The following is a 22,991-nucleotide window of genomic DNA, read 5'->3' as shown; positions in this document are numbered from 1 at the left end:
GGCAAATATAAGCGGCCTATCCGATAAATCCAAGCCATTTGACGACCCCGAACAGCGATGTCAGCGTCAGGATGATACCGACGGCGGTGAAAAGGACACGGGGGGCGACCCGCCGCGCCAACATTGCACCGAATTGGGCGGCGACCACGCCGCCGATCAGCAGGCCCACCGTGTAGGTCGTAAATGCCTGCCAGCCCAGATGGAGGAGGAAGGTCAGGCTGATCGCCATGGTCAGGATGAATTCGACGGTGTTGACCGTGCCGATCGTGTGGCGCGGGCTGGACCCCTGCAACAACAGGTTGGAGGTCACGACCGGACCCCAGCCACCACCGCCGGTCGCATCCATGAAGCCGCCGACAAGGCCCAAAGGCGTGACCCATTTGGGATCGCGCGGCTTGGGCGGCAGGTGGAAACCGCGCCAGATCAGATACAGGCCGATGGACGCGAGGTAGACCTGCACGAAGGGCTTGATGATGGCACCGTCGATGTTGGACAGCAGATAGGCACCGGTCACGCCGCCGATGACGCCGGGAATGATGAGTCTGGAAAAGAGTTTCCAGTCCACATTGCGATGCAGGATGTGGCTGATCGCGGACACGCCGGTGGTGAAGGTTTCGGCGACATGGACGCTGGCCGACGCGCGACTGGGCGGTACGCCGAGCGCCAGCAGCAGCGTGCTGGAGATGACGCCATAAGCCATGCCGAGCGCACCGTCGATCATCTGCGCGCCAAAGCCGATGAGGATGAAGGGCATGATTGCGCCGAAATTGGCGATAAAAGCGTCGATCATCCACGGCCTCTCATTGCATTCTCTACCGCCATGATTGGAATATCCGTCGTCGCCAAGCAAGTTTCTGTTTCGCCGATGGAAGGGCAGATAGCGCCCGGCTCTGGAAAAACCGGGCTTTTGCACTTATGTTGCGAGCATCAGGAAAAAGGTGCGCGGCAAGAGCGGCCTAGTTCAGGGACGTTTCGATGCTGCGTGATCTCATGGCCTATCTCGATTCGATCAGGGCGCGCGATCCTGCGCCGCGATCGCGTGCGGAAATCCTGCTCTATCCGGGGCTGTGGTCGCTGGCCTTTCACCGGGTCGCGCATCGCCTGTATCGTGCAAGGCTGTTTTTTCTGGCGCGGGCGGTCAATCATCTGTCGCGCTTCCTGACTGGCAACGACATTCATCCGGGCGCGCGGATTGGCCGCCGCTTCTTCATCGATCATGGGTTTACGGTGATTGGCGAGACGGCGGAGATTGGCGACGACGTGACGCTGTATCAGAATGTGACGCTGGGGGGTACGGATCCGGCGAACGGGATTGCGGGCAAGCGGCATCCCACTTTGGCCGACGGGGTGATCGTCGGATCAGGCGCGCAGGTGCTGGGGCCGATCCATGTCGGGGCGCGGGCGCGGGTCGGCGCAAACGCTGTCGTGACGAAGGACGTGGCCGATGGCGCGACCATGGTGGGGATTCCTGCGCGGGCGATGCTGGTCGATGTGACCGCCTATCAGCGCGATTTCATGCCCTATGGCACGCCCTGCACCGATTGCCCGGACCCTGAAAAACAGAAGCTGGAAGCGCTTCAGGGCGAGGTCGAGCGGCTGCAAAAGCGGCTGGCGGAGCTGATTGCGGAACGGGCGGCTCCTTCGCCGACGCCCGAAGATAGCGCGTTGTTCAGGGAGCGCGACCGGGCCTGATGTCGAACGTCACGCCGTTTCCTGCGCATGGTGTCATGCAGGTCGGGTTCGACCGGCTGGAACTGCAACGGATCATGGATTTATACGGGCGCATGGTGTCGGCGGGTCACTGGCGCGACTATGCGATGGATATGGGGCGGGACGCCGCGATATTCAGCGCATTCCGCCGCGCCGCCGAGCGCCCCGAATATCGTATCGAGAAGCGCCCGGCGCTGCGCCAGCGTCAGGGCATGTGGGCGCTGGTCGGCGAAGCGGGGCAGGTGCTCAAACGTGGGCAGGACCTGGCAGGCGTGCTGGCCCCCGTCGAGCGCAAGCTGCTGCGTATCGTCGAGGATTAGGGCGTGATCCCATCATACTAACCCGTTCGCTTCGAGCGAAGTCGAGAAGCCGATAGCGCTGTGCTTGGTTTCTCGACTTCGCTCGAAACGAACGGCGTAAGGTGTGAATAAGCGTCAGGACGTCAGAGTTAAGCCACGACCCGGTCCAGATAGGGCAGCCGGTCGGTCAGCGCCGGGGGCAGGCCGCCGACCACCATCGCGCGGGCGTGGTGCCACAGGGCGGAGAGCAGCAGCAGCGCCGACCCGATCACCAGTGCGGTGAAGGCGGCGGACAGTTCGACCGCGCCCGCCTGTTTGAACAGGGCGTAAAGCGCGAACAGCACATAGGCGAGGCTGGACACCAGCAGCGCGCGGCGATCGATGGCCAGTGCCACCACACCGAACACCATATAGAGCGCGATCACCACCACGGCCTTGACCACGGAAATCTCGCCGCCATCGAATACGCCCAGCAGGTGGAACAGCGAATGGGCGATCATCGGCGCGGCGGTCAGGTGCAGCCAGAAGGCGACGTCGGACCGGCGCGTCGTGCGGCTGCGGTCGCTGGTGTCCCAGCGCATGGCGAGCAGGAAGATGGCGATGCCGCCAGCCAGCAAGAGCAGATAGGGCAGGCGCTCGCTGTTCGGGAAAGCCGCCAGCACCAGTCCCGCCACCACGCCAGCCGCCGTCGCTGCGCCCGCAGCCACGGTGATCGGCACCATGAAGCGCCGCCAGTGCATGTAGGTCAGAAGCGTGCTGATCGCTGCGACGCCGGACAGGATCAGCGATCCGGCCTGTCCGCCAGCGTTCGGAAAAAGCTGCGACGCACAGGCGAACAGCGCGAAGGCGACACCGCCGACAAAGCCGCAGAGCAGCAGGATGGAGGGCAGGGCCATGCGGCGTTGCCGGGTGAAATATTCGGCCAGCCCCCAACTGGCGGCGGCGACCAGCAGGCCCGACATCAGCGAGGGTTGATGCGGGTTCGCGCCGAATCGGATGCTGTTGCCCAGCCAGCCGACCGCCACCAGCAGGATGATGCTGGCGATCGCGACGAAGATGTCGTTGAATCCGCTGAGCAGGCGAAAATGTTCTTCGTCCACCATCGGGGTGGCGCGCAGTCCTGCGACATGGTCGCGCAACGCCTGCGCGGCCTGCGGGGTCAGGACGCCAGCCGTTACGGCATCCTGCAAATCGCTCTCGCTATACATATGGTCTGCTCCGCAGGCGGGTTTATCGGGCCGTCATAGCACCACTGTATTATACTATCAATACAGCGCATATTGCCGCTTTGTCTGCGCGCAGAGCGATGATAGCGCGGGGAGGATAGAAGAGAGGATGATCCGCCCATGACCATGCCGCCACTGCTCGAAGGTCGCCTGACCCTGCCGCTGATCGCGTCGCCGATGTTCATCATATCGCAGCTCGATCTGGTGATGGCGCAGTGCCGCGCGGGAATCGTGGGCGCATTTCCCTCGCTCAATGCCCGCGCGCCGGGGCTGTTCGAAAACTGGCTGCAAAGGCTGGGCGCGGAACTGACGGAGGCGGACGCCCCCTTTGCCGTCAACCTGATCGTTCACCGGTCCAACAGTCGGCTGGACGAGGATCTGGCGCTGTGCGTCCAGTATCGCGTGCCCATCATCATCACCTCGCTGGGCGCGCAGGAACGAGTCAATGAGGCGGTGCATAGTTATGGCGGCATCGTGCTGCACGACATCATCAACGATCGCTTCGCGCGCAAGGCGATCGAGAAGGGCGCCGATGGCCTGATCGCCGTGGCGGCGGGAGCGGGCGGCCATGCGGGGACGTTGTCGCCCTTTGCGCTGGTGCAGGAAATCCGCCAATGGTTCGACGGGCCGCTCGCCCTGTCCGGGTCGATCGCAACGGGCCGGTCGATCGCTGCCGCGCGCATGATGGGTGCGGATCTGGCCTATATGGGGTCGCCCTTCATCGCGACGCGCGAAGCCCATGCGGACGCGGCCTATAAGCAGATGATCGTCGATAGCGGGGCCAGCGATATCGTCTATTCCGACGTATTCACCGGCGTCCATGGCAATTATCTGCGCCCAAGCATCGTCGCGGCAGGGATGGACCCGGATCATCTGCCCGAAGTGCAGGCGATGGATTTCGCCAGCGCGACCGGCGGCGACAAAAAAGCCTGGCGAGACATCTGGGGATGCGGGCAAGGCATTGGTGCGATCGAGCAGGTGCAGCCTGCCGGTGATTTCATTGCGCAGTTGAAGGCGGAGTATGGTGCGGCGGTGAGCGGGTTCAGGCCGTGATGGCCTAAAACGGATTTACACCCCATCCGTTCGTTTCGAGCCTGTCGAGAAACTTAGCGCCCCGCTGTCGGCTTCTCGACTTCGCTCGAAGAGAACGGCGAGGGGAGTGCTCTTAACCTAGAAAGCCGCGCAACTCGGTGATGAACCGATCGAACTGGTCATGGTGCAGCCAGTGGCCGGCATCGGCAAATTCCACGAGCCGCGCATCGCGGAAATGCGCCATGCGTCCATCTTTCTGCGGATTGGATGCCCAACTGTCGAGGCCGAGGCACAGAAGCGCGGGGCAGGTGATCCGCTCCCAAAACTCCGGCAGATCCATGTCTGTCGTGGTCTGGGGCGCCTCGCTCTTGAGATGCGGGTCGAATTTCCAGCTATAGCTGCCGTCTTCGTTCCGGTTCACGCCATGAACGGTCAGGTGCAGCGCCTGTTCGAGCGTGAGATGTTCGTTGCGTTCGCGCATCCGGCCGATCGCCGCCTCTATCGTCGGATAGCGGCTTTGCGTGCGCGCGGCGCGCGCACGGCGTTGTTCGATCCATGTGCGCCAGACGTCGGGCGCTGGCTCCGATGCCGTCTGGTTCAGTCGATCGGGCGACAGGCCCAATCCCTCGATCGCGACGATCCTGGCGACTTTTTCCGGGAAGATGCCAGCATAACGCAGGCTGATCGCGCCGCCGAGCGAATGGCCCACGATCGTCACGGGCGACCGGTCGAGCAGTTCGACCAGTTGCGCCAGATCATAGACGAAATTGTTCATCATATAGCTGCTGTCGGTCGACCAGCCGCTGTCGCCATGGCCGCGCAGGTCCGGCACCACGACATGAAAATCCTGCGCCAGTGCGCGCGCCGTCCAGTCCCAGCTATGCCCATGATCGAACCCGCCATGGATCAGGATCAGCAACGGCGCCGAACTGTTACCCCAATCGAGATAATGAAGGCGGGTTCGTAACGACGTGAAGAAATGGGAAGTGGGCGTGCGCGCGGCGAGCGTATCCATGCGATCCTGCGTGCTGGAATGAGGTCGCAGCCTCCTTGGCCAAGCCAGACCGCCTTGCCAAGCGCTTAACGGCCGTGAATTGCCGAATTTGCCGAATATATCCTAAAAAGGGGCTGTATGAGATCAACCGGGCAAAATCGGCGGCTATTTTGGATCGGGCAACGTGGTGATCTGGATCAGGTCGTCGGCGGGATGGCTGTGCATGACGTTAGATAACATGCGGGCCAGTTCGGCCTGACGGAATGGTTTGTCGAGCCGGGGACGGGCGCTGCTGTGCGAGGGCAGTTCGGCAAAACCGGTGGCGATGATGACGGGCAGGCCGGGCAGGCGCTGCTGGATGATGTCGGCGAGTTGCGCGCCTGTCATGCCGGGCATCGCATGATCGGTGACGACCAGATCGACGCGGCTTTCTTCCAGCATCTGTAGTGCGTCCGCCGCGCTCGACGCCTGGAATACCGTGTGGCCCAATTCCTCCAGCATGCCAGCGGTGTTCATCAGGACGAGGTCGTCATCGTCCACAGCGAGGATGACCAGTGGCAGGTCCGCCTGCACGGCCGGGCGTGCAGCCTGCTGTGGCGCATGACTTGCCAAGTCGGGTGGCGCGACAGGCAGCCAGAGCGAAACGACGGTGCCATGGCCCGGTTCGCTGCTGATCGTCAGCGATCCGCCGCATTGCTGTGCAAAGCCGTGGACCATCGACAGGCCCAGGCCAGTGCCCTTGCCCACGCCCTTGGTCGTAAAGAAAGGTTCGAGCGCGCGTTGCAACGTCGCGGTGTCCATCCCTTCACCTTCGTCCGTGACGGACAGGCGGATATAGCCGCCCGGCGACAGGTCGGGGCGCTCACCCGGCGCAATGCTGCTTTCCGTCGCGTCGATCAGGATGCGGCCGCCGTCGGGCATGGCATCGCGGGCATTGACGGCCAGATTGAGCACCGCGAGTTCCAGTTGTACGGGGTCGGCATGGACGAGCGAAAGCGTCAGCGGGAAATGCGTATTGATCGCCACGCCGCCGCCCAGCGTATTTTGCAGCATGTTCGCCATGTCGCCGACCAGCGCGATGCAATCGACGCTTTGCAGCTTCAATTCCTGTTTGCGCGCGAAAGCCAGCATCCGCTGCGTCAACATCGCGCCGCGCTCCGCCGCCGCCATGGCGTTGTCCAGATAGCGGGTAATGTCACCGCCATTGGCGATACGGTGCCGGGCAAGGTCCAGGCTGCCGACGATCACCGCCAGCAGGTTGTTGAAATCATGCGCGACGCCGCCGGTCAGTTTGCCGATGGCATCGATCTTCTGCGTCTGGATTACCGCTTCACGCGCTTCGTCCAGCGCGCGTTGGGCTTCGCGCCGTTCGGTCAGGTCGCGGGTGATCTTGGCAAAGCCGATCAGGCTGCCATCGGGCGCGCGGATCGGATCGATGACCGCATTGGCCCAGAACCGCGTGCCGTCCTTGCGGATGCGCCACCCTTCTGCTTCGAACCGGCCGTCCATCTGCGCAACGTGCAGCGCGCGGGATGGCAGGCCGGCGATCCGGTCTTCCTCGGAATAAAAGCGGGAAAAATTCTGTCCGACTATTTCGTCAGCCAGATAACCCTTGAACCGTTGCGCGCCCATGTTCCAACTGGTGATTGTGCCGACCGGATCGAGCATGTAGATGGCGTAATCGGTAACGCTTTGCACCAGTAGTTCGAAGCGATTATCAGTATAGTCGGATGCAACCCTGGTCATATTATTCCCGATCGGGGCTTTTCATACTTGCCCATTAGGGCAAAAACCCGTTCCCACCAATTTCGTTCCATATCAAACGGAAATGCTTTGCCGGTGGGGGACGGCGACTTGACTCAGCGGCCCGCGCTCAGCACGAAGCGGGGGCAACAGGAGCGGGATGCAGCATGAACAGGACGGCAGGCGCGGTGGTCACGGTCATCGGCGAAGCGATGCTGGAACTCAGTCGCGGGACGGGCGATGGCTGGAACCTGCGCTATGGCGGCGATGTCATCAACACCGCCGTGCATCTGGCCCGATCTGGCGATCATGTCCGTCTGGCCAGCGCGATGGGGACCGACCCGATGAGCGCGGACCTGTGCGATCGGTGGGAAAAGGAGGGGGTGGATACCAGCCTCGTCCTGCGGGCGGCAGACAGTCTGCCGGGCCTCTATGCCATCGAAACCGATGCGAGCGGCGAGCGCAGCTTTCATTATTGGCGCAGCGAGGCGGCGGCGCGGCGGATGTTCGCGCTGCCCGGCAGCGACGCCATGGTCGCGCAGGCTGCCCAGAGCGACCTGCTCTATTTCTCGCTCATCACGCTGGCGATCCTGCCTGATGAGGGGCGTGAGGCGCTGCTGTCATTGTGCGAACAGGTGCGGGCGCGGGGCGGGAAGGTCGCGTTCGATGGCAATTATCGCGCGCGGTTATGGCCCGACGCGGCGACTGCGCGCCACTGGCGCGACCGTGCGATTTTGCTCAGCGACATGGGCCTGCCGACGCTGGCCGACGAAGTGGAGATGGGCGAGGCGGACGATGCGCAGGACGCGGCAACCCGCTGGGGCGCGGGCGACGGACGCGAGGTCGTGGTGAAACTGGGCGGCGATGGCTGCATGGTCGATGGTCAGGTGGTGGCCATTCCGCAAAAGATCGCCGTGGTCGATTCCAGCGGCGCGGGGGATGCTTTCAATGGCGGTTATCTGCACGCACGGCTGGCGGGCGCGGCCCCGGTCGATGCGGCGCTGGCGGGGCATCGGCTGGCGGGATGGAATATCGGCCATCGCGGCGCTATCCCGGCACGGGACGCCGCTGCGCCTTATTGAAATGTCATGAAATGGAGCGGGTGAGGGGAATCGAACCCCCGTCGTCAGCTTGGGAAGCTGCTGCTCTACCATTGAGCTACACCCGCGTCGCGCCGCCAATGGCACGGTCGATTGAGTCCGTCAACCGACCTGCCGCTTGGCCAGTTTGCGCGCCAGCGTGCGGCGATGCATTCCCAGACGCCGGGCGGCTTCGGATATGTTGAACTCGCTGTCCTTGAGCACTTCGTGGATATGTTCCCATTCCAGCGTCTTGATCGACGTCGGGCGCGGGGCGAGGGGGGCGGCGACATTGCCGTCCGATCGGGCGAAGGCGGCTTCGATGTCGTCGGTGTTGGACGGTTTGGCCAGATAGTTGGTCGCGCCCAGCTTGATCGCCTCCACCGCCGTCGCGATGCTGGCGAAGCCGGTCAGCACGACGATAATCATGGCCGCGTCATGGGCGTGGAGCGTCTGAACGCAGACCAGCCCCGATTCCGGGCCGAGTTTCAGGTCCACGACTGCATGGGTCGGGCGATGGTCCGCCAGCACCGCCGTCACCGTGGCATGGCTGTCGGCCAGCAGCACGGTCCAGCCCCGCCGTTCGAACGAGCGTTTGAGCGTGCGCGCGAAATCCTGATCATCCTCGACCAGCAGCAACAGCCGTTCGTCACTCATCGTCGGGTTCCTCCAGCGCGACATTGCCCAGCGGCAGACGCAGCAGGATCATCGCCCCGCCATCGGCGCCATTGCTGGCGCTGACGCTGCCGCCCAGTTTGCGGACGACGTTGACCACCAGGAAGAGGCCCAGGCCGCCGCCCTGCCTGCCCTTGCTGGACCGATAAGGCTTGCCGAAATCCGCCAGCATATCTTCACTGAACCCGCCGCCATTGTCACGCACCGCAATGTTGAGCCACTGGCTGTCGCGTCCGGCGAGCAGGTCGATATAGGTCGCGCCCGCTTCGCGCGCATTGTCGAGCAGGTTGACGATCGCCTGCCGGATCACCGGGTCGGCGACGATGCGGGGATAATCATGAGGCCCGAAATCGCAGCGCAGCGGCATCCCTGGATTGGCGGCGCGCCAGTCGCGGGCGATGGCTTCGACGAAATCGCGCACGCTGGTGATCTGGGGCGCTTCGCCGCGCGCTTCGCCCGCCGACATCAATATGCCCGACAGGATGGTCTTGCAGCGGATGACCGCCGCCTGCATTTCGGCCACTTCTTCGACCAGTGCCGGGTGATCCTTGACCTCCGGCATGTGCCGCCAGTCGCCCAGCACGACCGCCAGTTGTGAAAGCGGCGTCCCCAGTTCATGCGCCGCGCCCGATGCGAGCAGGCCCATGCGCACGATATGCTCCTCCTCCGCCGCCTGTTGCCGCAGCCGGGCGAGATAGGCTTCGCGATCCTGCAGATTGCGGGTGATGCGCGTCATGAACAGCACCAGCAGCACCGCGATCATCGTAAAGCAGATCCATGTGCCCACGATATGCAGGTCGAACAATCGCCCCTCCAGCGCGCCGGTCAGGTCGAGCGGGCGATAGAAGAAGGTCAGCAGGGCGGTGCATAATACGGAAATGGCGACGATGCCCCATACGCTCCATCGGTGGAGCAGGACGGCACCCAGTGCCACCTGCACCAGATAGAGCGACACGAACGGGTTGGTCGCCCCGCCGCTCATGTACAGTTGCGCCGTCAGGGCGAGCACATCGAACAGCAGCGCCACGAACAGTTCGGCATGGCTGATGTCGGTGCGCCGCCGCAGGACGGACAGGCTGCCCAGATTCACCCCGATGGCGAGGCAGGCAACGACCAGCATGGATATGATGGGCAGGCGGATGCCCATGGCGAAATGGACGAGCAGGATGGTGGCGACCTGTCCTGCGATCGCGATCCAGCGCAACTGGATCAGCAGCGCCATATTCTTGCGACCGGCCGCGTCGGCGGGCCATTGGCTTGGCAGCCAGCGCGCGCTGATCGGCAATCGGGCCTTCATGACCGGCGGTCTTTCCCCATCTGGCGCATCGCGACGACATAGGCCCCCACGACCATCGCCGCCAGCGTAAACCAGGTTACGGCATATTGCAGATGGTTGTTGGGGAAGCGGATGACGGTCAGGCCGCCGACCGGCAGCGTGCCGGGGCGGGGGGCGGCCTGTGCGTCGATGAAATAGTTGGCGGCTGCGGGCAAGTCGCGCGTGGCGGCAATGGCGGCGACGTCGCGCGAATACCAGCGGTCGGCGGCGGGATCGTTGCTGCGCAGGAATCCGCCGTCCGGCTCGGTCAGGCGCAGCAGGCCAGTGACGCGGACCATGCCGATGGGGCGATCGTAGCGCGTTCTGGATTCGGGCGGGACGAAGCCGCGATTGATGAGGATGATGCGACCGTCGCTTTGCCGCAGTGGGGTCAGCACCCAATAGCCTGCGCCGCGCACGGTGGACGCCTGCACCAGTGCGCTGCGATCATGCAGGAAGGTGCCGGTCGCGGTGACGCGGCGATAGGCGTCGTCTTCGTGCGCGTTGGCGGGGGCAGCGACGGGCGCCGCATGAATGCGGGCATCGACGCGCGCGATCAGGTTGCGTTTCCACCCCAGCCGCTCGACCTGCCACACGCCCAGCGCGCACAGGCTGACGAACAGCGCCAGCGCCACCAGCGTGAGCGCAACCGGAAACCCCGCCCGAAAAGCGGGGCGGGGGTGGGTCACTGCATCCGGCTCATGTCATGAGTCATGCCGTTCATTGGGCCGTTCATCTGGTGATCCATCTGGCCGGGCATCTGGCCTTCGACCTGATCCTCCATCGCGGGCATCATATTGTGGTTCAGGTGATACATGACCCATGTCGAACCCGACAGGGTGATGACCACCAGCACCAGCGTGAACATCAGCGCCATCATCGACCAGCCACCCTCCGACCGGGTGTTCATGTGCAGGAAGTAGATCATGTGAACGACGATCTGCACCACGGCAAAGCCCATGATGATGAAGGCTGTGACCTGAGGATTGGCGATGACCTTCGTCATGACCAGCCAGAAGGGGATGGCCGTCAGGATCACTGACAGGCCGAACCCGATCATGTAGCTGCCCATGGTGCCATGCGCCCCGTCATGATGGCCATGGTCCGTGTCGTGCGCGCTCATCGCAGCATTCCCATCAGATAGACAAAGGTAAAGACGCCGATCCAGATGACGTCTAGAAAGTGCCAGAACATCGACAGGCACATCAACCGGCGCTGGTTGGCGGGGATCAGCCCCTTTTCCCCGACCTGCACCATCAACGTCACCAGCCAGATGATGCCGAAGGTGACGTGCAGCCCGTGCGTGCCGACCAGCGTGAAGAAGGCCGACAGGAAGCCCGACCGCATCGGCGTCGCGCCTTCATGGATCAGATGGGCGAACTCGTACATTTCGATGCTGAGGAAGGCGAGGCCGAACAGGCCGGTGATCGCCAGCCACATCTGAGTCGCGCCGACCCTGTTCTTTTCCATCGCCAGCATGGCAAAACCATAGGTGATGGAGGAAAAAAGCAGCATCGCGGTGTTGAGCGCGACCAGCGGCAGGTCGAACAGGTCGCGTGGCCCCGGTCCCGCCGCATAATTGCCGCCTAGAACTGCGTATGTTGCAAACAGGCAGGCGAAGATGAGGCAATCGCTCATCAGGTACATCCAGAAGCCCAGCATCGTGCTGGACCCTTCGGGATGATGCGGCTCATGCGCCAGATGGAACAGCGGATTGCCGTCCTTGTCGAGGAAGGCGGGGTCGATCGGAGATGCGCTTGCCATGATGGTTCAGCCCTGTGCCGAAAGATGTGGCGCGAGCAGCGCAGTGCGCTCGCCCTCGGTGCGCTCGACTACGTCCTTGGGGATATGGAAGTCGCGCTTATAGTTGAAGGTGTGGCCGATCGCGACGGCCAGGATGCCGACGAAGCTGAGACCCGCCAGCCACCACATGTACCAGATCATACCGACCGAAAAGGCGATGGACAGCCCCGCGATGATGATGCCGGTGCCGGTGTTGGACGGCATGTGAATGGCTTCGTAACCGGTCAGAGGACGCTGATAATGGCGCTTCTTCATATCCGCCCAGGCGTCGCCATCATGGATGACGGGCGTGAAGGCGAAATTATAGTCGGGCGGCGGCGAACTGGTCGCCCATTCCAGCGTGCGCCCGTCCCATGGATCGCCAGTGGTGTCGCGCAGCGCTTCGCGGTTCTTGATGCTGACGGCGAACTGGATGAACATGCAGGCGATACCCGCCGCGATCATCACCGCGCCAAAGGCTGCGATCTGGAACCAGATTTGCAGGGAAGGATCGTCGAACGCCCGCATCCGGCGCGTCACGCCCATCAGGCCTAGCACATAGAGCGGCATGAACGCGACCCAAAAGCCCACGACCCACAGCCAGAAGCTGCGCACGCCCCAGGTGCGATCCAGCTTGAAACCGAACGCCTTGGGCCACCAGTAGTTGATCGCCGCGAACAGGCCGAACAATACGCCGCCGATGATGACATTGTGGAAATGCGCGATCAGGAACAGCGAATTATGCAGCACGAAGTCGGCGGGCGGCACGGCAAGCAGTACGCCGGTCATGCCCCCGACCGTGAAGGTCAGCATGAAGGCCACGGTCCACATCATCGGCAATTCGAAGCGGATGCGCCCGCGATACATGGTGAACAGCCAGTTGAAGAGTTTCGCGCCCGTGGGAATGGAAATGACCATCGTCGTGATGCCGAAGAAGCTGTTGACGCTGGCGCCCGACCCCATGGTGAAGAAGTGGTGGAGCCAGACGAGATAGGACAACAGCGCGATGACGATCGTCGCATAGACCATCGACGAATAGCCGAACAATCGCTTGCTGGAGAAGGTGGAGGTGACTTCGCTGAACACGCCGAACAGCGGCAGGATGAGGATATAGACCTCCGGGTGGCCCCAGATCCAGATCAGGTTCACATACATCATGGGGTTGCCGCCCATGTCGTTGGTGAAGAAGGCGGTGCCGATGTAGCGGTCGAGGCTGAGCAGCGCCAATACGGCGGTGAGTACCGGGAAAGCCGCGACGATCAGCACGTTGGCGCACAGCGATGTCCAGGTGAAGATGGGCATCTTCATCATGCCCATGCCGGGCGCGCGCATCTTGACGATGGTGGCGATCAGGTTGACGCCCGACAGCAATGTGCCGATGCCCGCAACCTGCAAGCCCCAGATATAATAATCAACGCCGACGCCGGGTGAATAGGCGATGCCCGACAGTGGCGGATAGGCCAGCCAGCCGGTGCGTGCAAATTCCCCCACGAACAGCGACATCATGACGATGACAGCGCCTGCCGTGGTCATCCAGAAGCTGAAATTATTAAGGAATGGGAAGCTGACGTCGCGCGCGCCGATCTGCAGCGGGACGATATAATTCATGATCCCGGTGATCATCGGCATCGCGACGAAGAAGATCATGATGACGCCATGCGCCGTGAAAATCTGGTCATAATGATGCGCGTTCAGATAGCCTTCGGACCCGTTGAAGGCCATCGCCTGTTGCAGCCGCATCATCAGCGCGTCGGCAAAGCCGCGCACGAACATGATTAGCCCTAAGATCATATACATGATGCCGATGCGCTTATGATCGACGGTGGTGAACCAGTCGTTCCACAACATGCCCCACAGGCGATATTTGGTGATCCCGCCGACCACCACGAGACCACCGAGCACGACCATGAGGAAGGTGCCGACGACGATCGGTTCATGCAGCGGCAGTGAACTCCAGTCGAGACGACCGAAGATCAGTTTCCAGATGCCGCTATTTTCGGATGCGGGGGAGGGGGACATGAATGTTACCGCCTTGAAAGGGGTGAGTAGGTGGAGAATGATCCTCCCCTCGCAGGGGAGGTGGATGGCGTAGCCAGACGGAGGGGTGTCACCCTCTCGAAGCGGGCGCGCGCTAAAGCTGTATCAGTGGCCATGATGCCCATCCGCATCCTTTTGCCCCGGCGCTTGATTGCCCTGCGCGGCGGGCGTGCGTTTGGCCGCAGGGGTCATGCCGGCAGGCTGGGCGATTTCGCCCTTCATGCCCGGTTCGACCGGGGCATAGCCGCCCACGTCGATCGTGCCGTCATGGCGCAGCCCCTGCGTATCGCGCGCCGATTCCTTGCCCGCGCCGCCGCGCATGTCCGTCATCATGACGGCGTCCATGCATTTCTTGCCCGGTTGCGCGCACATGTTGAGCGCGGCATGGAACAGCCTGGGTTCGACCCCGCCGAAATACATCGGCGGCACTTTCTCGCTTGGCTGTTCCAGCTTCACATAGGCCGCGCGGTCCAGCGTCGTGCCGCTCGCCTTCACCTTGGCGACCCACTGGGCGAAACCGGCCTGATCCATCGCATGGAATTTGAAGCGCATATGGCTGAACCCGGCGCCGGAATAGTTGGCGGAAAATCCGTCGAACGTGCCGGGTCGATTGGCGATCGCGTGGAGAGTCGTCTGCATGCCCGGCATCGCATAAATCTGCCCCGCCAGCGCAGGCACGAAGAAGCTGTTCATGATCGATGAGGAGGTGATCTTGAATTCGATCGGCTGATCGACCGGCGCTGCCAGTTCGTTGACCGTCGCGATACCCAGTTCGGGGTAGATGAACATCCATTTCCAGTCCATCGCCACCACTTCGACCTGCAAGCGCTTGGCGGCCGGATCGATCTTGCGCGTCTTGTCCACACGCTCGATCGGGCGATAGGGGTCGAGCAGATGCGTGCTGCTCCACGTCACCGCGCCCAGCGCGATGATGATGAGCAAAGGCGCCGACCAGATCAGCAGTTCCAGGCTGGTCGAATGATCCCAGTCGGGATCATAATCCTGCGCCTTCGCCTTTTCCCGATATTTCCATGCGAAAAATACGGTCAGCGCCATCACCGGAATGATGATGAGCAGCATCAGCATCGTCGAAATCAGGATGAGGTCGCGTTGCTGCACTGCAACGTCACCGGCAGGCGACATGACCACCCAGTTGCATGCCCCCAGGGGCAGCAGCATGAAAGGGGCGGTCAGGCGCAGAATCGCGCGGGTGATGGGCAGTTGGCGAGCTGTCATGATGCCCGCATAATCCTGAAATCGGGGAATCGACATTGGACCTTTTGTCCTATCCCTGTGCGGCTGCAAAATAGGGCATTGCCGTAAATGACCACGGGGCGATTCGTCGTGCAACGATGTATGATAATCAATCGTTCCCGCAGTATGAAGGCCGGTGACACAGCATGACTTCCGCGACGACCACGCCCAACTCGACCGAGCCTAATTCGACTCAGGCGGAACGCGACGTGCGCGCGTTGCATGCCGCGCATAAGGGCAAGAAGATCGCGCCGGGCGAAATCGCCATCGGCGTCATCATCGGGCGGACATCGGAATTTTTCGACTTCTTCGTCTATGCCATCGCATCCTGCATCGTCTTTCCCGCGCATGTCTTTCCCTATCTGACGCCGTTGGCGGGCACGCTCTGGTCATTCGCCATTTTCGCACTCGCCTTCGTCACACGGCCAATCGGGTCTTTCATCTTCATGGCGGTGGACCGGCGTTTCGGGCGCGGCGTCAAGCTGACCATCGCCCTGTTCCTGCTAGGCGGATCGACGGCGGCCATCGCCTTCCTGCCGGGCTATGAGACGATTGGGCATTGGGCCGCGATTCTGCTGGCGCTGTTCCGCGCGGGACAGGGCGTGGCGCTGGGTGGCACATGGGACGGGCTGGCGTCGCTACTCTCGCTCAACGCGCCCAAGGAAAAGCGCGGCTGGTATGCGATGATGCCGCAACTGGGCGCGCCGCTGGCGTTGATCGTGACGGCGGGCCTGTTCGCCTTCTTCCTCAATACGCTCTCGCGCGCCGACTTCCTCGACTGGGGCTGGCGCTATCCCTTTTTCGTGGCCTTTGCTATCAACGTGGTGGCGCTGTTTGCCCGGCTGCGCATCGTCGTGACGGAGGAATTTGCGCGCCTGTACGAATCGCGCGAATTGCAGCCTTCGCCGGTGGTGGAAACCATTCGCTCCGAAGGGCGCAACATCGTCATCGGTGCGTTCGCACCGTTGGCCAGCTTCGCACTGTTCCACATGGTCACGGTATTCCCGCTGTCGTGGATCGCGCTCTACACCGACCAGCCGCTCGAACGCTTCCTGATGATCGAAGTGATCGGTGCGTTCGTGGGTGTGCTGGCGATCATCGTATCTGGCTTCGTCGCGGACATGGTAGGGCGGCGCACGCTGCTTGCCTACTCCGCCGTGGGCATCGCCATCTTCGCGGTTGCCGCCCCGCTGCTGCTGGATGGCGGCGACCTTGGCGAGGTCGCATTCATGGTGATCGGCTTCATCCTGCTGGGGCTGAGCTTTGGCCAGTCTTCAGGCGTGGTCGCGTCCAACTTCCGCTCGGCCACGCGCTATACCGGATCGGCGCTGACGTCGGACCTGGCATGGCTGGTGGGCGCGGGCTTTGCGCCTTTGGTCGCGCTGGCGATTTCCGCGCGGTTCGGGCTGATCGCTTCGGGCGCTTATCTGCTGTCGGGCGCGATCGTCACCGGCATCGCCCTGTTCGTGAACAAGGAACTGGGCGGGCGCGACCGTTAAGCAGCAGCGCGCATCTTCCGTAACGCCTTGCGGTCGAACCAGCCGGTCAGGCCGGGGCGGGGCGTAAAGCGTGGCAGCCAGTCGGCATAGAGGCTAGACAGACGCGGGGGCAGTCCATCAGGCCCCTTGCGTGTCATGATGTCCGACACGATGCGGTTCTGGAAAAAGCGCACCGAATAATTGGTCAGCCGCTTATATTGCATGATCCATGTGGAGGGACGCAGCAGGCTGACCTGTTCGCACAGGAACCCGGCGTCGTCGCAGACGATGACGCCAGCATCCCGCCACTGTCCGTCCGGTCCCAGATCGGTGTGCGCCCATGCCGCCACCAGCCCGTCGTCACCGATCAGGTCATCGGGCAAGCGCAACCCACGCGCACGGATCGCCCCCACGAACGTCCCCGACAGCGCATAAAGATCGCCGAACAGCCCGCCGTCGCGTTTGATGTCATCGCGATAGCTTTGTGCCATCCGCCCGTTCATCGGCATACCCGCGACGGCATTGGCATCGTCCTGCGCGCCCAGATCGGCAATCAGCGCATCGATGGACCCCGCCACGATCTGCGCATCGCCGTCCATGAAGACGACTGCGCTTTCCTGTCCGGTCAGCAGGGTGTGGACCATATGGTTCCAGGTGCGTGATTTTCCGCCCGCTGCGATGTCATGGACTATGACGTTCGCGCGCTCGCCTGCCACCTCCCGCGCCCGCGCTACCGTGGCATCGGTCGTGCCGTTGACCAATACATGAAACAGCGTTTCAGTCCGGTCGAGCGGCAGCGAAGCGAGGCAGGCGGCGATCCGCCGCTCCTCCTGATGGGCAAAGATGGCGACGGCGACTGACATCGCGCTTATCGGAAATCCCACGCCTGCTGGCCATGCACGCTGGCATCCTGTCCATCGCGTTCCTGCTGTGCATCGACGCGCATCGGCATGACGACGGACACGATCAGCGCGGCAATCGCGCTGCCCACCATCGCCCACAGCGCGACGACGACAAGGCCGATTGCCTGCGCCAGCAATGCGCTGTGCAAAGTGATATTGGTATCGAACCCCACGCCACCCATCAGCGGCAGGGCGAAAACGGGCAAAGCCATGATGCCGAGCGCGCCGCCGATGCCGTGGATGACGAACATGTCCGCGCTATCGTCCACGCGCGCGCGCACCAGCCCGGCGCACAGGCGGCAGACAAGCGCCGCCATCACCCCGATCATCATCGCGCCGCCAGTGCCGACCAGCGCGGCGGATGCCGAAATCGCGGCGATTCCCGCCAGCGCGCCGGTCAATATCCCGGTCGCGCGCGTCCGTGCGCCCAACAGCCGGTCGAGCAACGCCCAGACGAGCGCCGCCGCACAAGCCGCAAAATGATGGTTCAATATCGCCGTGGCCGCATCGTCCGTCGCGCCGAGCGCCCATCCGCCGACCGCTCCGGCCAGCCCAACCCACAACAGTCCGCCGCCGACGATGGTCAACAACGGCGCGTGACCCGGATCGGATGCCGCCGACCGCCGACCGGCGATGAGGGCCAGCGCCAGACCGGAAAAGCCTGCGGTCACATGGATCACCAAGCCACCGGCGAAATCCATGACGCCGATCGCCGCCAGCCAGCCGCCGCCCCACACCGCATGCGCGATCGGGGCATAGACCAGCAACAGCCACAAAGGCGCGAACGCGACGAACCAGCCGATCCGCGCGCGCTCTGCAACGGCCCCGACCAGCAGCCCGGCGGCAAACACCGCCAGCATCATCTGAAACAGGACGAAAGCGGATTCCGGCACGGTCAACCCGTCACGCAACTGCCCCAGATTGGCGAGCGACAGGTTCGCGCCGCCGCCCAGCCAGGGACTGCCGGGCGCAAAGGTCAGGCTATAGCCCGCCAGTCCCCATACAAGCGACACGACCGCCGCCACCGCGCCGCCCTGCGCCACGACCGCCAGCGCATTGCGCACATTGACCTGCCCCGCATGGCGCAGCGCCAGTCCCGGCAACGCCGCGAGCAACAACAGCAAAGCGCACACAATCATCCACGCCGTATCCCCACTATCCGCCACGGCAACCTGCGCCAGAGCAGGCTGGGGCAGGGCGAGCAGAGCGATGAAAGGCAGTGTCAGGGCAATGCGCATGGGGCAATCCGGCAATCGAAAGAGGGGGACGGTCTAGCCGGGCGGGGTAAACACTTCGATAAACAGGGAGGCTCGGCAAGCAAAGGCGGCCAAGCGCCCAAAAGCCGACTCCATCATCCTCCCCTTGCAGGGTAGGGCTATCGCATATGAACATATTCCGATTTCACTTCGTCATGCTGAACTTGTTTCAGCATCCATTGCGCGCCAAAAGCCTTCGCGTTTGAGGAGAAATGGACCCTGAGCCGCAGGCCAGCGCAGCTAAACGAGTTCAGGGTGACGCGTCGAGTCAGCCAATGTCATATGCGATAGCCCTGCGTTGCAGGGGGGGCGTTGCGAAATACGTTATTCACAAATTTTCACGTCATCCCCGCGCAGGCAGGGATCCATCTCCGGACCTAAAATCAAGACGATAAGGTGAGAGTATGGATTCCCGCCTGCGCGGGAATGACGATAATTCTTAATGGAATCCGTATTTCGCAACGGTCCCCCTGCAAGGGGAGGATGATGGGGGACGACCATTTGTTGTCATAACCGTCTGACGTCGCACTGCCCATTTGCGGACATTTAGAGCCTGTGCCATCATAAACTGCGGCAAAGGAACTTCGATGAAAGCGCGATCAAAATTGCGTGTAAAGGCATTGGGGAGGGGCTTATTTGGTTTTGTCCTTTGCGTCAGTCTCCTGTGGTTTATCGCGTTCTCAATCTGGTTCGCATCCCTTCTGTTCCAGCCATGTGGAATTGTTCTCTGGGATCGGCTTATTGGTGGCCTTGTTTCGACGAGATTGCCTCCGTCACAATGCGCGAAGACTGTTATCCGCGTTGATGCCGTCGGCACACTTACATTAGGTCTGGAGGTCACAGCCTTCGTGTCCGACGACAGGCGCGTAGTAGGCGATTCTTTCCGCCTAACCCCTAACGCCACAGATGACGCGTTGCGTATGCATTTCCATCGGCCGACCAATGCCGATGGATGGCCAAGTTACAAAGTTAGAGTGCGTGGACGCCTCTTCGATGACGGAAAACGAACAGAGTTAGTGGCGGAGCAGATTACGCAGGCCCAATGACGGGCGAGTAGAAATAGACGATAAAGCTCGATCACCATCTTCACGTCGCAACGTGAGCTACCTTTAATGGCAGCTCAAACCAGACAGTCCGCTCCCCACCCTACATTGTCATCCCCGCGAAGGCGGGCACCCATCTCCCCAATTCTCAAGATCAAAAGGTAAGAGATTCCTCCCCCGCCGTCGCGGGATGACGATGGAGTGATGGCATCTGCAATCTCCCCATTCCCGCCGCGCCAATCCACCGATATACCCACCCCATGACATCCCACACCCGCAACATCGTGATCCTCACCGGCGCTGGCATTTCCGCCGAAAGCGGCCTTGCGACCTTTCGCGGTCCGGATGGCCTGTGGGAGGGACATCGGGTGGAGGATGTCTGCACGCCCGAAGCGATCGCGCGCAATCCCGCGCTGGTGCATCGCTTTTATGACGAGCGCCGCGCAAAACTGGCGGACATCGCGCCCAACCCCGCGCATGCCGCATTGGCAACGCTGGATCAGTCGTGGGGCGGCGACTTGCTGATCGTCACCCAGAATGTCGATGACCTGCATGAACGGGCCGGAACCAAACGCCTCATCCATATGCATGGCGAACTGAAATCGGCGCTCTGCGCAGCGTGCGGCAAGGCGGTGGCGTGGGATGGTCCATTGCCGCCCGGCACGCCCTGTTCCGGTTGCGCCCGCCCGGCGCTGCGCCCCGACATCGTGTTTTTCGGCGAAATGCCCTATGCGATGGAAGAGATTTACGCCGCGATCGAGCAGGCCGATCTGTTCGTGTCGATCGGCACGTCGGGCGCAGTCTATCCTGCCGCCGGTTTCGTGGACGCCGCGCGGCGGGCAGGCGCACGCACGCTGGAACTCAATCTGGATCGTTCGGCGGGCAGCGATCTGTTCGATGAAACCCGGCTTGGCCCGGCCAGCGAGTTGGTGCCAGCCTTCGTCGCGGACCTGCTTGGCTGAACGTCAGAGCGACGCCGTATCCACCTGCGCGCCCGGTTCGTCATCGCGATAGAGCAGCATGACCGATCCATCCTCGCCATGCACGGCGCGGACGGGCAGGCTAAATTGCAGCGCGGTCAGGAATTCGCGGCTGTCCGTCACGCGAAAACGACCGCCGATGCGCAGGGCCGATATGCGCGTGTCGCCGATCAGGATCGGTGTGGTGCGATAGCGATTGAACTCGCCTGTCGCCTGCTCGATCGTTTCGCCGTTCAGCTCGACCATCTGGTCACGCCACGCGACGCGCTGGTCGACCAGCCGGGGATCGAGTCGGGTCAGCGCGACGCTGCGCGGTTGAATGACGGCACCCGCACCTGCGCGCACCTGCTGGCTGGCGTTATCGCCAGAATGGACCGCGACCGCACCCCTGGTGACGGTCAGTTCAACAAGTGAAGGACGAATCCGCACGTTGAAGGCCGTGCCGACGGCGCGGATGATGGCGGAGCGGACCTCCACATCGAACGGGCGGCTGGCGTCGTGGGCGACGTCGAACGATGCTTCGCCCTTCATCACGCGCACTTTGCGGCCATTGGCGGTAAAGCGAACTTCCGCCTCGCTATCGCTGTTCAGGCGCAGGGTGGATCCGTCCGAAAGAGCGATGCTGCGGATTTCGCCGATGGGCGTTGCATAGCGTTCCACCCCGCTGAACGTGCGGACAGTGACGATGGCGGCGATCAGGAACAGCATCACCGCGACGGCAGCGACGACCCATATATTGCGAGATAGACGGCGTTGTTGTTCTTCGCTGACGATCTGCGCCATCGGGGGCAGGGTGACATCGGCAGCGGCGCTCTTCAGGCGCTCGGCGGCTTCCCATGCTGCTTCGGCGTGGGCGAAGGCGACGCCGTGACGCGGATCAGCCTCGATCCACGCGCAAATTTCCGTTTCGTCCTGGGGACTGGGGTCGTTGTTAAGCCTGGCCAGCAGGCGCGCGGCTTCCGCCTCTATCGCTTGCCTGCTTGTGCAGCCTGTTTCTGGTCCCGACACCTGCACGTTCGAAGTCCGTTTCCTCACGTTCCGCCCATGCCCGCATAACTATTGCGATGGCTTTGGCCAGATGTTTTTCAACAGTAGAAACGGACAGGGACATCTCCTCCGCTATTTCCAGCATCGATTTTTCGTGAATTCTTCGCAGGATGAATACGCGGCGGCACTGGGTGGGCAGCGACTCGACGATCGCCTCTACCTCACGCAATGCTTCGCGGGCCTGCAATTGTGCTTCGATCGTGTTTTCGCCGCCCAGCAATTCCAGATCGGCGATCGTTTCGAAGCTGACGACCTTGTTGCGGCGGGCGGTGTCGATGACGAGGTTGCGGGCGATCGTGAACAGATAGGCGCGGCCAGTCGTCACATTTTCCCAATTGTCCGCTGCATAAGCGCGGGCCAGGACTTCGGCAACCATATCCTCCAGTTCGTGCGTGGACGGGAGTATCCGGCGCAGGCGACCACGCAGGGCGGCTTCCTGTGGCAGGATGACCGTCTTGAACCATTCCAGTTTTGCCCGAACCCTATGCACGTTGACCCCCTGATCTCGTCAGCCGCGCCTCTCCAGCATTTTTTAATGTTTCTTCTTTATGACGTGATCCAATCATGCTCGCAGGCACTTGTCCAGCGCGGGACACGGTAATTTTCAGGGATCGGGAAAAAAGTTCCCGCGCTGGTCAAATTCCTGTGGATAACTGTCTTAAACGCTCGATTATCCGCTTTCCGCTATATCAGTCGACCGGGATTTCCGGCGGAGTGCTGTCGGGCTGGTCATAATCTGGCCCAACGGGGACGATTTCGTCGGGTTCCGTCATCGGCAATTCGGCGGGTGAATTGGGCGGAACGATCTCATCGGGGGACTGTGGCTCGATGATGTCCGGTGCGGGAACCGCGTCTGGCGATGGATCGGGACGGCTGGCCATGAGAGTCTCTCCTGTGTAATTCACATGACCTACGTTTGGAGCGCAGAGCCGGTTCCAAAGCGACTCGACTATCCCTTGCCTACCGCACCGCTTTTCTCTATGCCGCGCCGACCGGCGACCTATGCGGGCGTGGCGAAATTGGTAGACGCACCAGATTTAGGTTCTGGCATTGCAAGATGTGGGGGTTCGAGTCCCTTCGCCCGCACCAGTGCGCCGATCGTGGGAACGCCACCGAAATTCAGCTGAAGAAAGCGTTTG

Annotated in this window: 22 protein-coding genes and 2 tRNA genes; 7 read left to right on the top strand and 17 right to left on the bottom strand. The window is 62.5% G+C overall.

What is annotated here, in order from left to right:
• Positions 1–16 precede the first annotated feature (16 nt).
• Positions 17–790 carry a sulfite exporter TauE/SafE family protein gene (locus WA070_RS16395; protein WP_422634995.1) on the bottom strand — a complete coding sequence of 258 codons (774 nt, stop codon included), beginning with the start codon at positions 788–790 and terminating at the stop codon, positions 17–19.
• A gap of 185 nt (positions 791–975) precedes the next feature.
• Here WA070_RS16395 and epsC point away from each other — a divergent pair, with 185 nt between their 5' ends.
• The gene (gene epsC, locus WA070_RS16390) at positions 976–1,692 is read left to right on the top strand and encodes a serine O-acetyltransferase EpsC (RefSeq protein ID WP_422634994.1); all 717 of its coding nucleotides are present in this window, start codon (positions 976–978) and stop codon (positions 1,690–1,692) included.
• A complete protein-coding gene (locus tag WA070_RS16385) occupies positions 1,692–2,030 on the top strand; it encodes a DUF2794 domain-containing protein (RefSeq protein ID WP_422634993.1) in 339 nt (112 codons plus the stop codon). The genes epsC and WA070_RS16385 overlap by 1 nt, the downstream gene beginning before the upstream one ends.
• A 128-nt stretch (positions 2,031–2,158) precedes the next feature.
• Here WA070_RS16385 and WA070_RS16380 read toward each other — a convergent pair whose 3' ends face one another.
• Complete coding sequence (locus WA070_RS16380; protein ID WP_422634992.1) at positions 2,159–3,217, bottom strand: hypothetical protein; 1,059 nt, start codon at positions 3,215–3,217, stop codon at positions 2,159–2,161.
• A 138-nt stretch (positions 3,218–3,355) separates the two neighbouring features.
• On the opposite strand from WA070_RS16380, the gene WA070_RS16375 reads away from it, so the two are divergent.
• Positions 3,356–4,288 carry an NAD(P)H-dependent flavin oxidoreductase gene (locus WA070_RS16375; RefSeq protein ID WP_422634991.1) on the top strand — a complete coding sequence of 311 codons (933 nt, stop codon included), beginning with the start codon at positions 3,356–3,358 and terminating at the stop codon, positions 4,286–4,288.
• 112 nt (positions 4,289–4,400) lie between these two features.
• On the opposite strand, the gene WA070_RS16370 is transcribed toward WA070_RS16375, so the two are convergent.
• Together WA070_RS16370 and WA070_RS16365 are read right to left on the bottom strand one after the other, a co-directional pair.
• Positions 4,401–5,282: an alpha/beta fold hydrolase gene (locus WA070_RS16370; protein WP_422634990.1), complete on the bottom strand. Its 882-nt coding sequence runs from the start codon at positions 5,280–5,282 to the stop codon at positions 4,401–4,403.
• 144 nt (positions 5,283–5,426) lie between these two features.
• A complete protein-coding gene (locus tag WA070_RS16365) occupies positions 5,427–7,007 on the bottom strand; it encodes an ATP-binding protein (protein ID WP_422634989.1) in 1,581 nt (526 codons plus the stop codon).
• Between the two features lie 164 nt (positions 7,008–7,171).
• Between WA070_RS16365 and WA070_RS16360 the strand changes: the two genes are divergently transcribed.
• Positions 7,172–8,086 carry a sugar kinase gene (locus tag WA070_RS16360; protein WP_422634988.1) on the top strand — a complete coding sequence of 305 codons (915 nt, stop codon included), beginning with the start codon at positions 7,172–7,174 and terminating at the stop codon, positions 8,084–8,086.
• A 12-nt stretch (positions 8,087–8,098) separates the two neighbouring features.
• Here the strand turns inward: WA070_RS16360 and WA070_RS16355 are convergent.
• From WA070_RS16355 to cyoA, 8 genes are all read right to left on the bottom strand, one after another.
• Positions 8,099–8,172 (bottom strand) — tRNA-Gly (locus tag WA070_RS16355).
• Positions 8,173–8,206: 34 nt separating this feature from the next.
• Complete coding sequence (locus WA070_RS16350; protein ID WP_422634987.1) at positions 8,207–8,740, bottom strand: response regulator transcription factor; 534 nt, start codon at positions 8,738–8,740, stop codon at positions 8,207–8,209.
• Positions 8,733–10,055, bottom strand: coding sequence for an ATP-binding protein (locus tag WA070_RS16345; protein WP_422634986.1), 1,323 nt, complete (start codon positions 10,053–10,055; stop codon positions 8,733–8,735). Before WA070_RS16345 ends, WA070_RS16350 begins: the two co-directional genes overlap by 8 nt.
• On the bottom strand, positions 10,052–10,762 hold the full coding sequence (locus WA070_RS16340) for an SURF1 family protein (protein WP_422634985.1): 711 nt from the start codon (positions 10,760–10,762) through the stop codon (positions 10,052–10,054). Before WA070_RS16340 ends, WA070_RS16345 begins: the two co-directional genes overlap by 4 nt.
• On the bottom strand, positions 10,759–11,196 hold the full coding sequence (gene cyoD, locus WA070_RS16335) for a cytochrome o ubiquinol oxidase subunit IV (protein WP_422634984.1): 438 nt from the start codon (positions 11,194–11,196) through the stop codon (positions 10,759–10,761). Before cyoD ends, WA070_RS16340 begins: the two co-directional genes overlap by 4 nt.
• Entirely contained in the window at positions 11,193–11,837 is a 645-nt protein-coding gene (gene cyoC / locus WA070_RS16330) for a cytochrome o ubiquinol oxidase subunit III (RefSeq protein WP_422634983.1), read from the bottom strand. The genes cyoD and cyoC overlap by 4 nt, the downstream gene beginning before the upstream one ends.
• Before the next feature lie 6 nt (positions 11,838–11,843).
• The gene (cyoB, locus tag WA070_RS16325; protein ID WP_422634982.1) at positions 11,844–13,874 is read right to left on the bottom strand and encodes a cytochrome o ubiquinol oxidase subunit I; all 2,031 of its coding nucleotides are present in this window, start codon (positions 13,872–13,874) and stop codon (positions 11,844–11,846) included.
• 123 nt (positions 13,875–13,997) lie between these two features.
• Positions 13,998–15,128: a ubiquinol oxidase subunit II gene (gene cyoA, locus WA070_RS16320; RefSeq protein WP_422634981.1), complete on the bottom strand. Its 1,131-nt coding sequence runs from the start codon at positions 15,126–15,128 to the stop codon at positions 13,998–14,000.
• A 164-nt stretch (positions 15,129–15,292) separates the two neighbouring features.
• Between cyoA and WA070_RS16315 the strand changes: the two genes are divergently transcribed.
• Positions 15,293–16,645: an MFS transporter gene (locus WA070_RS16315; RefSeq protein WP_422634980.1), complete on the top strand. Its 1,353-nt coding sequence runs from the start codon at positions 15,293–15,295 to the stop codon at positions 16,643–16,645.
• Here the strand turns inward: WA070_RS16315 and WA070_RS16310 are convergent.
• Together WA070_RS16310 and WA070_RS16305 are read right to left on the bottom strand one after the other, a co-directional pair.
• The gene (locus WA070_RS16310; RefSeq protein WP_422634979.1) at positions 16,642–17,487 is read right to left on the bottom strand and encodes a glycosyltransferase; all 846 of its coding nucleotides are present in this window, start codon (positions 17,485–17,487) and stop codon (positions 16,642–16,644) included. The genes WA070_RS16315 and WA070_RS16310 overlap by 4 nt on opposite strands.
• Before the next feature lie 5 nt (positions 17,488–17,492).
• Positions 17,493–18,764: an ammonium transporter gene (locus WA070_RS16305; RefSeq protein ID WP_422634978.1), complete on the bottom strand. Its 1,272-nt coding sequence runs from the start codon at positions 18,762–18,764 to the stop codon at positions 17,493–17,495.
• 1,321 nt (positions 18,765–20,085) lie between these two features.
• Between WA070_RS16305 and WA070_RS16300 the strand changes: the two genes are divergently transcribed.
• A complete protein-coding gene (locus WA070_RS16300) occupies positions 20,086–20,787 on the top strand; it encodes an NAD-dependent deacylase (protein ID WP_422634977.1) in 702 nt (233 codons plus the stop codon).
• Between the two features lie 3 nt (positions 20,788–20,790).
• On the opposite strand, the gene WA070_RS16295 is transcribed toward WA070_RS16300, so the two are convergent.
• The 3 genes from WA070_RS16295 to WA070_RS16285 form a co-directional block, all read right to left on the bottom strand.
• Positions 20,791–21,819 (bottom strand): FecR family protein, encoded by a 1,029-nt coding sequence (locus tag WA070_RS16295; RefSeq protein ID WP_422634976.1) that lies wholly within the window; start codon positions 21,817–21,819, stop codon positions 20,791–20,793.
• Positions 21,737–22,342 (bottom strand): RNA polymerase sigma factor, encoded by a 606-nt coding sequence (locus tag WA070_RS16290; protein ID WP_422634975.1) that lies wholly within the window; start codon positions 22,340–22,342, stop codon positions 21,737–21,739. The genes WA070_RS16295 and WA070_RS16290 overlap by 83 nt, the downstream gene beginning before the upstream one ends.
• A 199-nt stretch (positions 22,343–22,541) precedes the next feature.
• A complete protein-coding gene (locus WA070_RS16285; protein ID WP_422634974.1) occupies positions 22,542–22,733 on the bottom strand; it encodes a hypothetical protein in 192 nt (63 codons plus the stop codon).
• 123 nt (positions 22,734–22,856) lie between these two features.
• Between WA070_RS16285 and WA070_RS16280 the strand changes: the two genes are divergently transcribed.
• Positions 22,857–22,941 (top strand) — tRNA-Leu (locus tag WA070_RS16280).
• The last annotated feature ends 50 nt before the right edge of the window (positions 22,942–22,991 follow it).

The sequence above is a fragment of the Sphingobium sp. genome, from assembly GCF_049304695.1.
Lineage (GTDB): Bacteria > Pseudomonadota > Alphaproteobacteria > Sphingomonadales > Sphingomonadaceae > Sphingobium.
Note: the sequence above shows the minus strand (reverse complement) of the source record. Positions and strands in the feature narration are given on the sequence as shown.

Excerpts from the sequence above, each read along its gene's own strand:
- WA070_RS16395 (WP_422634995.1), bottom strand. The coding sequence starts at position 790 with ATGATCGACGCTTTTATCGCCAATTTCGGCGCAATCATGCCCTTCATC.
- epsC (WP_422634994.1), top strand. The coding sequence starts at position 976 with ATGCTGCGTGATCTCATGGCCTATCTCGATTCGATCAGGGCGCGCGAT.
- WA070_RS16385 (WP_422634993.1), top strand. The coding sequence starts at position 1,692 with ATGTCGAACGTCACGCCGTTTCCTGCGCATGGTGTCATGCAGGTCGGG.
- WA070_RS16380 (WP_422634992.1), bottom strand. The coding sequence starts at position 3,217 with ATGTATAGCGAGAGCGATTTGCAGGATGCCGTAACGGCTGGCGTCCTG.
- WA070_RS16375 (WP_422634991.1), top strand. The coding sequence starts at position 3,356 with ATGACCATGCCGCCACTGCTCGAAGGTCGCCTGACCCTGCCGCTGATC.
- WA070_RS16370 (WP_422634990.1), bottom strand. The coding sequence starts at position 5,282 with ATGGATACGCTCGCCGCGCGCACGCCCACTTCCCATTTCTTCACGTCG.
- WA070_RS16365 (WP_422634989.1), bottom strand. The coding sequence starts at position 7,007 with ATGACCAGGGTTGCATCCGACTATACTGATAATCGCTTCGAACTACTG.
- WA070_RS16360 (WP_422634988.1), top strand. The coding sequence starts at position 7,172 with ATGAACAGGACGGCAGGCGCGGTGGTCACGGTCATCGGCGAAGCGATG.
- WA070_RS16350 (WP_422634987.1), bottom strand. The coding sequence starts at position 8,740 with ATGAGTGACGAACGGCTGTTGCTGCTGGTCGAGGATGATCAGGATTTC.
- WA070_RS16345 (WP_422634986.1), bottom strand. The coding sequence starts at position 10,055 with ATGAAGGCCCGATTGCCGATCAGCGCGCGCTGGCTGCCAAGCCAATGG.
- cyoD (WP_422634984.1), bottom strand. The coding sequence starts at position 11,196 with ATGAGCGCGCACGACACGGACCATGGCCATCATGACGGGGCGCATGGC.
- cyoC (WP_422634983.1), bottom strand. The coding sequence starts at position 11,837 with ATGGCAAGCGCATCTCCGATCGACCCCGCCTTCCTCGACAAGGACGGC.
- cyoB (WP_422634982.1), bottom strand. The coding sequence starts at position 13,874 with ATGTCCCCCTCCCCCGCATCCGAAAATAGCGGCATCTGGAAACTGATC.
- cyoA (WP_422634981.1), bottom strand. The coding sequence starts at position 15,128 with ATGACAGCTCGCCAACTGCCCATCACCCGCGCGATTCTGCGCCTGACC.
- WA070_RS16315 (WP_422634980.1), top strand. The coding sequence starts at position 15,293 with ATGACTTCCGCGACGACCACGCCCAACTCGACCGAGCCTAATTCGACT.
- WA070_RS16310 (WP_422634979.1), bottom strand. The coding sequence starts at position 17,487 with ATGTCAGTCGCCGTCGCCATCTTTGCCCATCAGGAGGAGCGGCGGATC.
- WA070_RS16305 (WP_422634978.1), bottom strand. The coding sequence starts at position 18,764 with ATGCGCATTGCCCTGACACTGCCTTTCATCGCTCTGCTCGCCCTGCCC.
- WA070_RS16300 (WP_422634977.1), top strand. The coding sequence starts at position 20,086 with ATGACATCCCACACCCGCAACATCGTGATCCTCACCGGCGCTGGCATT.
- WA070_RS16285 (WP_422634974.1), bottom strand. The coding sequence starts at position 22,733 with ATGGCCAGCCGTCCCGATCCATCGCCAGACGCGGTTCCCGCACCGGAC.